Source organism: Burkholderia sp. E168m23 (assembly GCF_016586125.1).
GTDB classification, from domain to species: domain Bacteria; phylum Pseudomonadota; class Gammaproteobacteria; order Burkholderiales; family Burkholderiaceae; genus Burkholderia; species Burkholderia orbicola.
Genome location: NZ_BCPP01000137.1, coordinates 1 through 10,197, shown reverse-complemented (window position 1 = coordinate 10,197; position 10,197 = coordinate 1). Strand labels below are relative to the sequence as shown.

The 10,197-nt window shown below is 66.4% G+C and carries 6 protein-coding genes and 1 pseudogene; 5 read left to right on the top strand and 2 right to left on the bottom strand.

The window, feature by feature from the left end; all coding sequences use genetic code 11:
• From JMF90_RS10020 to JMF90_RS10000, 5 genes and pseudogenes are all read left to right on the top strand, one after another.
• Nucleotides 1-148, top strand: a pseudogene (locus JMF90_RS10020) (Glu/Leu/Phe/Val dehydrogenase); the annotation flags it as partial.
• A gap of 275 nt (nucleotides 149-423) precedes the next feature.
• The gene (locus JMF90_RS10015; protein ID WP_011544585.1) at nucleotides 424-1,317 is read left to right on the top strand and encodes a glutamate/aspartate ABC transporter substrate-binding protein; all 894 of its coding nucleotides are present in this window, start codon (nucleotides 424-426) and stop codon (nucleotides 1,315-1,317) included.
• Between the two features lie 84 nt (nucleotides 1,318-1,401).
• On the top strand, nucleotides 1,402-2,142 hold the full coding sequence (locus tag JMF90_RS10010; protein WP_006476908.1) for an amino acid ABC transporter permease: 741 nt from the start codon (nucleotides 1,402-1,404) through the stop codon (nucleotides 2,140-2,142).
• Nucleotides 2,142-2,819: a glutamate/aspartate ABC transporter permease GltK gene (gene gltK / locus JMF90_RS10005; RefSeq protein ID WP_011544586.1), complete on the top strand. Its 678-nt coding sequence runs from the start codon at nucleotides 2,142-2,144 to the stop codon at nucleotides 2,817-2,819. Before JMF90_RS10010 ends, gltK begins: the two co-directional genes overlap by 1 nt.
• Complete coding sequence (locus JMF90_RS10000; RefSeq protein ID WP_011544587.1) at nucleotides 2,816-3,541, top strand: amino acid ABC transporter ATP-binding protein; 726 nt, start codon at nucleotides 2,816-2,818, stop codon at nucleotides 3,539-3,541. Before gltK ends, JMF90_RS10000 begins: the two co-directional genes overlap by 4 nt.
• An 82-nt stretch (nucleotides 3,542-3,623) precedes the next feature.
• On the opposite strand, the gene JMF90_RS09995 is transcribed toward JMF90_RS10000, so the two are convergent.
• The gene (locus JMF90_RS09995; RefSeq protein ID WP_125380845.1) at nucleotides 3,624-8,915 is read right to left on the bottom strand and encodes an autotransporter outer membrane beta-barrel domain-containing protein; all 5,292 of its coding nucleotides are present in this window, start codon (nucleotides 8,913-8,915) and stop codon (nucleotides 3,624-3,626) included.
• A gap of 586 nt (nucleotides 8,916-9,501) precedes the next feature.
• On the bottom strand, nucleotides 9,502-10,197 hold a 696-nt coding region (locus JMF90_RS09990; RefSeq protein ID WP_201325075.1), incomplete at its 5' end, for a class II glutamine amidotransferase.

Genomic DNA, 10,197 nt, shown 5'->3' with positions numbered 1-10,197 from the left:
CCATCGTCTCGAGCGCGTGATGCGCGAAGCGTTCGCCGGCGTGTGGGCGGTCGCGGAAGAGCACAAGGTGACGGTGCGTACGGCGGCGTTCATCGTCGCGTGCAAGCGCATCCTGATGGCGCGCGAAATGCGCGGCCTCTACCCCTGATCGGGCGTCCCCGACCGGGCGTCCCTAACCGGGCGTCCCTAACCGGGCGTCCCCGATCGACGACCATGATCGATTCATGACGCAATCCACCCGATTGTGGATATGAACCCGCGCGGGCGGTGCCGAATCCGGCACCGCCCGCGCGCGCATCTGGAGCGCCCGGAGCCGGGAGGAAGGCTTCGCACAGGGCGATTCGTAGTGCGGTAAACAACCAGTACTTTCAAAAATATTACTTTGATACACTGGCGCGGGTTTTAGCCAAGGAGATGACCAAAATGAAATACCACAAGGCAGTCCTGATGGCCGCGGCGCTGTGCGCGTTCGCAAGCGGCGCGTACGCTCAGGAGACTGGCACGCTGAAGAAGATCAAGGACACGGGCGTGATCGCGCTGGGCCACCGCGAATCGTCGATTCCGTTCTCCTACTACGACCAGAACCAGCAGGTGGTCGGCTATTCGCGCGAGTTCCAGCTGAAGATCGTGGACGCGGTGAAGAAGAAGCTGAACCTGCCGAACCTGCAGGTGAAGAACATCCCCGTCACGTCGCAGAACCGTATTCCGCTCGTGCAGAACGGCACGGTCGACATCGAGTGCGGCTCGACGACCAACAACCTCGAGCGTCAGCAGCAAGCCGCGTTCTCCGACACGATCTTCGTGATCGGCACGCGCCTGATGACGAAGAAGGATTCGGGCGTCAAGGATTTCGCCGACCTGAAGGGCAAGACGGTCGTGACGACCGCCGGCACGACGTCTGAGCGCCTGCTGCGCAAGATGAACAACGACAAGCAGCTCGGCATGAATATCATCAGCGCGAAGGATCACGGCGATTCGTTCAACACGCTGGAATCGGGCCGCGCGGTCGCGTTCATGATGGACGACGCGCTGCTCGCGGGCGAGCGCGCGAAGGCGAAGCAGCCGGGCGAGTGGGTGATCGTCGGCACGCCGCAATCGGAAGAGGCTTACGGCTGCATGATGCGCAAGGGCGATGCCGACTTCAAGAAGGTCGTCGACGACGCGATCTCGCAAGTCGAGAAGTCGGGCGAAGCCGCGAAGATTTACGCGAAGTGGTTCGAGAACCCGATTCCGCCGAAGGGGCTGAACCTGAACTTCCCGCTGTCCGATTCGATGAAGAAGCTGTACGCGAACCCGAACGACAAGGCGCTCGACTGACCACACGGCCGTTGATGCAGAAATGACGCTAATGAGACGGAAGAGGCCACGCTTCTTCCGTTTCTTTTTGCTGGAGTCTTGCCCATGTCTTACCACTGGAACTGGGGCATCTTTCTGAGCCCCGTGTCGACCGGCGAGCCGACGACTTATTTCGGATGGCTGATGTCCGGCTTCTGGGTGACGATCGAAGTGTCGCTCGTCGCCTGGGTCATCGCGCTGATCGTCGGGTCGCTGTTCGGCGTGCTGCGCACCGTGCCGAACAAGTGGCTCGCCGCGATCGGCACCGTGTACGTGTCGATCTTCCGGAACATCCCGCTGATCGTGCAGTTCTTCGTCTGGTATCTCGTGATACCCGAGTTGCTGCCCGCGTCGATCGGCACCTGGATCAAGCAGTTGCCGCCCGGCACGCAGTTCTTTACCGCGTCGATCGTCTGTCTCGGCCTGTTCACGGGCGCGCGCGTGTGCGAACAGGTGCGCTCGGGGATCAACGCGCTGCCGAAGGGCCAGCGCGCGGCCGGCCTCGCGATGGGCTTCACGCAATGGCAGACGTATCGCTACGTGCTGCTGCCCGTCGCGTACCGGATCATCGTGCCGCCGCTCACGTCGGAATTCCTGAACATCTTCAAGAACTCCGCCGTCGCGTCGACGATCGGCCTGCTCGACCTGTCCGCACAGGCGCGCCAGCTCGTCGACTACACCGCGCAGACCTATGAGTCGTTCATCGCGGTCACGCTCGCCTACGTGCTGATCAACCTCGTCGTGATGGCGTTCATGCGCTGGATCGAAGGCCGCACGCGGCTGCCCGGCTATATCGGAGGCAAGTGATGCATCAGTTCGACTGGAGTAGTATTCCCGGCGCGCTGCCGACGCTGTGGTCGGGGGCGGTCGTCACGTTCAAGATCACGCTGATCGCGATCGTGATCGGGATCGTCTGGGGCACGCTGCTGGCGCTGCTGCGGCTGTCCGGCGTGAAGCCGCTCGCATGGTTCGCGAAAGCGTACGTGACGGTGTTCCGCTCGATCCCGCTCGTGATGGTGCTGCTGTGGTTCTTCCTGATCGTGCCGCAGTTGCTGCAGGGCGTGCTCGGGCTGTCGCCGACGATCGACATCCGCCTCGCGTCGGCCATGGTCGCGTTCTCGTTGTTCGAAGCCGCGTATTATTCCGAGATCATCCGCGCCGGCATCCAGGCGGTGCCGCGCGGGCAGGTGAACGCCGCGTTCGCGCTCGGCATGAACTACGCGCAGGCGATGCGCCTCGTGATCCTGCCGCAGGCGTTCCGCGCGATGGTGCCGCTGCTGCTCACGCAGGCGATCGTCCTGTTCCAGGATACGTCGCTCGTGTACGTGATCAGTCTCGCGGACTTCTTCCGCACGGCCGCCAACGTCGGCGATCGCGACGGCACGACCGTCGAGATGGTCCTGTTCGCCGGCGCATGCTATTTCGTGATTTGCTCGTTGGCGTCTGCTCTCGTCAAGGGTCTCCAGAAAAAGGTCACAAGATGATTTCCATCAAGAACGTTTCGAAGTGGTACGGCCAGTTTCAGGTCCTCACCGAATGCACGACCGAGGTCAAGAAAGGCGAAGTGGTCGTCGTGTGCGGCCCGTCGGGCTCCGGCAAGTCGACGCTGATCAAGACCGTGAACGGCCTGGAGCCGTTCCAGCAGGGCGAGATCCTCGTGAACGGCCAGTCGGTCGGCGACAAGAAGACGAACCTGTCGAAGCTGCGCTCGAAGGTCGGGATGGTGTTCCAGCATTTCGAGCTGTTCCCGCACCTGTCGATCACCGAAAACCTGACGCTCGCGCAGGTCAAGGTGCTCGGCCGCGGCAAGGACGAGGCGAACGAGAAGGGCATGAAGCTGCTCGATCGCGTCGGCCTGAAGGCGCATGCGCACAAGTTTCCGGGCCAGTTGTCGGGCGGCCAGCAGCAGCGGGTCGCGATCGCGCGCGCGCTGTCGATGGACCCGATCGCGATGCTGTTCGACGAGCCGACGTCCGCGCTCGATCCCGAGATGATCAACGAAGTGCTCGACGTGATGGTCGAACTCGCGCAGGAAGGGATGACGATGATGGTCGTCACGCACGAGATGGGCTTCGCGAAGAAGGTCGCGCATCGCGTGATCTTCATGGACAAGGGCGCGATCGTCGAGGACGACCGCAAGGACGATTTCTTCTCGAATCCGAAATCGGACCGCGCGAAGGACTTCCTCGCGAAGATCCTGCACTGAGCGTTCGCGCGTTTTCGCGCGCACCCATGCGAAAACCGCCCGGCACGCAGCCGGGCGGTTTTTTTTCGTCCGTCGCCGGGCGTTACCAGCTGTACCGGTAGCCGACCTGTCCGACGATTCCGCGCCGGTAATCGCCGCCGATGTTGCGTGCGATCTTCGCGTTCGCGTACAGCTCGCCGGACTTGCCGAAGCCGGCGGTCACGCCGACGCCGAGCTCGTACCAGGTGCGCCCGAGATGCGTCGCGAACGGCGTGCCGCCGACCACGGTCTGCCCCGGCGACAGGAAGTCGTGCAGCACGTCGGCCGTGAAGTACGGTGTCGCGGCGCCGCCGCCCGCGTCCGACTGGAGGTTCGGCCGGAAGATGCGCACGCCGACGCGGCCGCGCAGCGCATTCGTCGTCGTGCCCGACACGGCCGACACGTTGTCGTTGAACCCGTTCAGCTTCAGGTACTGATACATCAACTGCGCTTGCGGCTCGACCGCGAACGGCAACGTGCCGATCGCGAACGGCTTGCCGACTTCCTGCGACAGCGCGACGCCGAAGCCGTTCTGCGACGCCTCGTTGCCGTAGCTGTCGCGATAGCGGTTGCCGTAGTGCGTGACCTGCCCGACGCTGTCGAAGTAGGTGCCGTCGGGCAGGTAGCGCGTCCAGTAGCCGCCGACGCTTTGCGCGTGCATCTCGACCGAGCCGGTCGACGTCGACAGGTCGGGCGAGCCTGCGCGCGCCATGTCGCTGAAGCTCGCATTCGACACGCCGATGCTGGCCGTCACGCCCGCATGCGTGCTGCCGGCGCCGTCGGGCGCCTGGTCGAGGGTCCAGTCCTTGCCGAACTGCGCGAAGAACGTGCGTTCGTCGGCCGAGAAACGGCCCGCATTCGCATCGAGGCTCTGGCCGCCGATGCGCCCCCACACGCCGTCGCGATTGCCGGGCTGCTGTTTCTCGACGTTGTAGATGTCGCCGACGCGCTCGTGCAGCCTGCCGAGCGTCGAGAAGCCGTAGTCGGCGTTCAGCAGCGGCGTCATCGCGTAGCCGGAGACGCCCGGACGATACGCGAGCGTGCCGCCGTTGCCGTTTGCGTTGCCATTCCCGTTGTTGCCGCCGTCGCCGCCGCCGGACGGGTGGATCGGGTCGCCGGGGTCGGTCTGGTCGAGTTGCGAGCGCAGGTACCAGCCGTTCGCATCACCTTGCCCGCCGCGATAGAGCCGGTATTCATACGCGCCGGCCTGTACCGGGCCGGCAAGATGGAATGCCGACGCGGCGGTCGTGCCGCCGTTGGCCGTGACGACCACGGGAATGCCGTCGCCGGTCGTCTGCGCGCCGGTGCCGGCCGTGTTGGCGATCTTCAGGCCGGTCGTGCCGCTCGCCGTGCCGCCGTTCACGATCAGCCGGTCGGTCGGTGACGTATCGGCGCCGAGATACGTGTTCAGCGCGATCGTGCCGCCGTTGCCGACGTAGCCGCCGGTCGTCAGCGTCTTGTAGCTGCCGGTCAGCGTCGGCGAGCCGGTCGGCGCGGCGAACGCGACGAGGCCAGCGTTGTTCAGGCTGCGCAGGACCGAACTGCCCGTCATGCGCCACGTGCTCGTGCCGTCGACACTCAGCGCGACCGGGTCGATCTTCCCGGTCAGCGTCGTGCCGTTCGCGAGGAACACGTTGCCGGTGCTCGATGCGTCCGACACGATGTCGCCCGCGAGGTTGACCGCCGATGCGCCGAACGTCACGTTGCTGCCGTTCGCGAGGTTCAGCAGCGTGCCGTTGCCGGCCGTCACGACCGTGCCGTTGCGTACCGCGATGTCGGCCGTGCCGCCGCGCGCGGCGAACGCCGGCCCGGTGGATGACGTCACGCTGCCGCCGTCGACGAGCACCGAGCTGGTCGCGCCGTTCGCGAGCGTGTCCGACGTCAGCACGCCGGCCGTCGCGCCCGTGAGCGCCGTGCCGGTCAACGCGAGCACGCCGCCGCTGTTCGCGGTGGCGCCGTTGCCGGCCACGCTGGCGAGCGACGAACCCGTATCGGCGAGGCGGCCGCCGTTTTGCGCGACGATGCCATCGGCCGCGGCACCCGATGCGGAAATCTTCGCGCCCGACAGCAGGGCTGTCGCGCCGCCGTCCATGACGATCGCATGCGCGTTCGCGCCGGTCGTCGCGACGGTGGTTCCGTTGGCCGTGAGCGTGGAATCGGCACCCGACACGGACAGGCCGAGCGCGTCGGCCCCCGCCGTGCGGACGACCGTGGCCGCATCGGTCGCGATACGTGCACCCGCACCGGTCGACGCGAGGCCGGCGGCGCCGTTGCCGGTCGTGGCGACCTGCGTGCCGGACAGTGCGATCGTTGCATTCGCACCGAGGTTGCGGATGCCGCTGCCCGAGCCGCCGACCGCGATCGACGTCGCCCCGGCCGCGATCCCGCCGTCCGTCACGGTCGAGTCGATCAGCACGCCGTCGGCGCTGCCGTTCGCGACGACGGTGCCCGCGCCCGACAGCGCGACCGATGCGCCGGCCCCCGTGAGACGCACGCCCGCGATCCCGTCGTCGGCTTCGATCGAACCCGCATTGGCGAGCGTGGCCGACGCACCCTGCACGAGCGCGCCGGTGCCGTTGGAGACGCGGATCGTCGACGCGTTGTTCACCGTGCCGAGCGCGCCGGCCACGACGCCCGTCGAGCCGGCGCCGGTCAGCCACACCGTGCTGCGGTTCTCGAGCGTGCCGAGGTTCTGCGCGATGAAGCCGGTCACGCCGGCGGTCGACGACGTGACGGCGGCGTGATTGGTCAGCGTCGTCGCGACCGGTGCGCCGGCAGCCGCGCCGGCGAGGTCGTGCGCCTGGCCGTCGACGATGCCCGCGGTCGCGCCGGCCGCGTTCAGGTTGATCGTCGTGCCCGGGTCGATCGTGCCTTTCGCGCCGCCTTCGACCGCGATCGCGATGCCGTTCGCGCCTTTGACGTCGTAGATCGCGTTGCCGGTCGACAGCGTGGTGCCGACGTCGGTCGCGAGCACGCCGCGCGCGCGCTGGCCGTTGACGTCGGTGATCAGTGCGCCGGCCGCCGACGCGCCCGTGTAGGCCGCGCCGCCCGCGACGCGGAACAGCGTCGAATCGTCGGTGTCGACACTCAGGTGCTGCGCGGCGACGTTGATTTTCGAGCCTGCGCCGTATGCATAGAAGCCGATCTGGTGCGTGCCGGACATGAAGGCCGGCACGGCGTTCGCGCCGACGTCGATCGTCGCGCCGGAACGCGCGTGCACGCCGATCGCGCCGGTGCCCGTCAGGTTCAGCGCACCGTCGAGCGTGGCTTTCGCGAGCGGCCCTTCGGCCCAGACGCCGTAGTTGCGCGTGCCCGACGCGGGATCGAGGCCGCCGGCCACGTTGATCGTGCCGGTCGACGTCGCGGCCGTCGCGTTCGTGCCGGTGCCGACGACCATGATGCCGATGCCGTTCACGCCATTCAGCGTGATCGTGCCCGTATTGGTCACGGTCGCGGCGGTGTCGGCCGCGAGCATGCCGACGTTGGCGAGCGGCGTGCCGGGCGCCGCGCCGTTGACGACGATCGCGCCCGCGTTGGTCAGCGTGCCGGCGCTCGAGCCGATGCTCGCCAGCGCGGCGCCGTTCTGCGTCTGCGTGCCGATCACGATCGTGCCGAGGTTGCTGGCGGTGCCCGACGCGCCGAGCAGGATGCCGTACCCGTGCGCGGACAGCGCGACGTCGTTCGCGGCTTCGGGGGAGCTGGGGTCGTACTGCGCGGCGCGGCCGAGATAGATCGTGCCGCCGGCTTCGTTCGTGAAGCTGCCGCCGGCGACGAGGCCGCCGATCACCTGGCTGTCGAGCGTCGTCGCGTTGACGCCGACGTTGATCGTGCCGGCGTTCGACGCGCGCGCGCCGTCCGTGGCGGCTACCGCGTAGTTCTGCAGGTCGAGCCGGTTGCGGGTGAGATTCCAGGCGCCGACGTTCATCACGCCGTTGTTGACGAACGTCGTGCCGGCGCCGTTCGCGTACACGCCGCTGCCTTCGACGTACGTGTTGAGCCCGAAGTTGTCGGAAGGGGTGGCGCCCCCCGTGTTGACGTTGTCGCCAGCCGTATAGCCGGACGAGATCGTGCCGTTGTTGACGCCGCTCGCGCCGCTCAGCAGGCGCACCAGCGTGAAGTCGCCCGACAGGCGCCCGTCGTTGACGAAGTGCGCGCCGTTCTCCGCGACGACGGCCGCGCTCTCATCGATCGTGTTGGAGCCGCGGAAGTCGATCTGACCGTCCTTGCCGATGTGCAGCGTAGCGTTCGCGCCCGTGCCGTGCATCGCGGACGGGTAGTTTCTGGGCAGCGCGTTCTTGTCGCCGGGCGATACGTCGTTCGCATACTCGAAGGTCTGCGGGGAAAGTGTCACGGCCTGGCCGAACGCGGTGTCGTAGGCGGTCTGCGAGCCGAGCGCGCCGTTGCGGACCGAACGCACGAGAAAGTCGTTGTACGCGGCGAGCGACGCGGCGTCGGTGACGGTCCACGTGCTGCCGTCGAACGCGGTGAAGGTGCCTGCGTAGGTCGGCACGTCGAGCTCGATGCTGCCGACGGGGCCGCCGCTCGCGAGATAGTCGCCGGTGATGAACCAGATCTGGTTGCGCGAATTCCAGTTGATGACGCTGGGTGCCGAGCCGGTGCCGTCCGCGTAGGCGAGATCGCTCTGCTTGGCCGCGATCGTCATCACGTTGCCGGTTGCCGCAGGTGCGTTCGCGGGGTTGCCGATCGATACGTCGAGCGTGCCGCCCGAATTCGCGACCGTGCCGATCCGCGTGTTCACGTACTGGTTGTCGTTCACGTCGTGGTAGACCTGCACGACGGTCGAGCCCGCGGTCGATGACACGAACGCGGACGAGTCGTAAGTGGCGACGGACGTGCGGCTGCCCGTGATCGAATCGGGGGTGCCGACGCTTTGCGTCTTGCCGCCGAGCGTGACCAACGGCTGATTCGGGTTGCCCGAAATGATGGACGTGTTGCCGAGCGGCATCGGCGTGTAGCCCATGTCGCCGGTCGCGCCCGTCCAGGCGCCGGTCAGGCCGACCCGGTCGCCGCCCGACACGGTCGTGGCGCCGACGAGATCGTTGTTGACGGTCGGGCTGAAACTGCCGAGCGCGCAGGTGCCGCCGTTCGCGACGGCCGCGCCGTTGCCGCAGGTCGATGCGTGCACGGTGCCGGCCGACAGTGCCGCCAGTGCGGCGCCGAGCGCCGCGACACGAAGCGGCGACCGGCGCGTTGCGTGATGCGTTGCCTTGCGGGCGGTGCGCTGACTTGGCCCCGATGCAGCGCCCGAGCGCTTGCCGCGCGTCTGGGTCGTTTCCGCGACCGCGACCCAGCAGCCGGCGGCCTCGCTCCATATCGATCGAAATGAGTGATTCACGACATACCCCTCTTTCTTCTTTTTGACGTGGCATTCGCCGTTGTTCGGCGAATTCGCATTCCGCGGTGGGGAAATGATCCGAAGGGGCGTGCGGCGGCTATGGCAGCGTGTCGCGCCAATCGTGTTTCGTTACACCGAGGATGGGCGGAGTCTACTGATTCAGATGGCCGTCGATTATCGAGAAGCTGGAAACTGTAATGATGCGAACCGTAATGCGTGGTATTTTTGATTTGTGTGGTTAATCGAACCGAAGGCTGTGGCGGGGGCGGGCTGGGAGGGGTTTTGCAGAGATCTGGAACGGCTGCCGGAGTAGGTGGGATAGCGAACGGTTCCGGCAGATGCGGTGCGTTAAAATCCGGATCAGGGGTTCTTGTTTTAATTGATGGTTATTTTCCTGATTCCATCTTTTATTTGCTTTCGCTTGTAAATTAATAAAATCAAGCGGATGTCGGGTGATGTCAATCGATTGCGCCGGGTGGCGGTCAAAACGAAACCGTATTGACCGGAGCGAGGCGATTTGCGCTGATGACGCATGAAGTGCGCGCAGCAGTTCGGAAAGCGAGCGCAGCCGATGCCGCGCCGGACTTCAGAAATCGATCGCGTCGTCGGAATCGCCGTCGGCCGCGGTGGCGAGCGCTTCGCGCACCACCGTGTGCGGCGCGGACGCCGACGCATCGAGCGACGGGTTGCGCAGCTTCTCGAGCACACGCTCGGGCACCGGAATCTGCATCCGCGCGGCGACGTCGCCGCACTGGAACATGATCAGCTCGCCCGGCTCGAACGCGGTCCAGACTTCGTTGTCGGTGAGCGGCTGCGTTGCGATCACCGCGACGCGATCCTCGGGCGTCGTGTATTTCGCGAAGTCGATCGACAGGTCTTCGTCGACGAGATGCGCGGTCGAGAACGGCCAGCGCCGCACGAGGTAGTGCAGCCGCGTCGAGCAGTGCGCGAAGAGCGCCTGGCCATTCGACATCAGGAAGTTGAACACGCCGTGATCGGTGATGCCGCGCGTCAGTTCGCCGACCCGCTCGAACAGCTCGGGCAGCGGCGGCTGCGCGCCGGGAAAGGCCTCGCGCAGCCCCTGCATCAGCACGCAGAACGCCTGTTCGCTGTCGGTCGTGCCGACCGGGTGGTAGACACTGCCGTCCATGTCCGGCGCGTAGTCCTGCAGGTCGCCGTTATGCGCGAAGATCCAGTGCCGGCCCCACAGCTCGCGCATGAACGGATGGCTGTTCTCGAGCAGGATGTGCCCTTGCGTCGCCTTGCGGATGTGGGCGATCGT

What these genes read in the sequence shown, in the direction of transcription:
- JMF90_RS10015 (WP_011544585.1), top strand. Translation starts at nt 424, where the DNA reads ATGAAATACCACAAGGCAGTCCTGATGGCCGCGGCGCTGTGCGCGTTC.
- JMF90_RS10010 (WP_006476908.1), top strand. Translation starts at nt 1,402, where the DNA reads ATGTCTTACCACTGGAACTGGGGCATCTTTCTGAGCCCCGTGTCGACC.
- gltK (WP_011544586.1), top strand. Translation starts at nt 2,142, where the DNA reads ATGCATCAGTTCGACTGGAGTAGTATTCCCGGCGCGCTGCCGACGCTG.
- JMF90_RS10000 (WP_011544587.1), top strand. Translation starts at nt 2,816, where the DNA reads ATGATTTCCATCAAGAACGTTTCGAAGTGGTACGGCCAGTTTCAGGTC.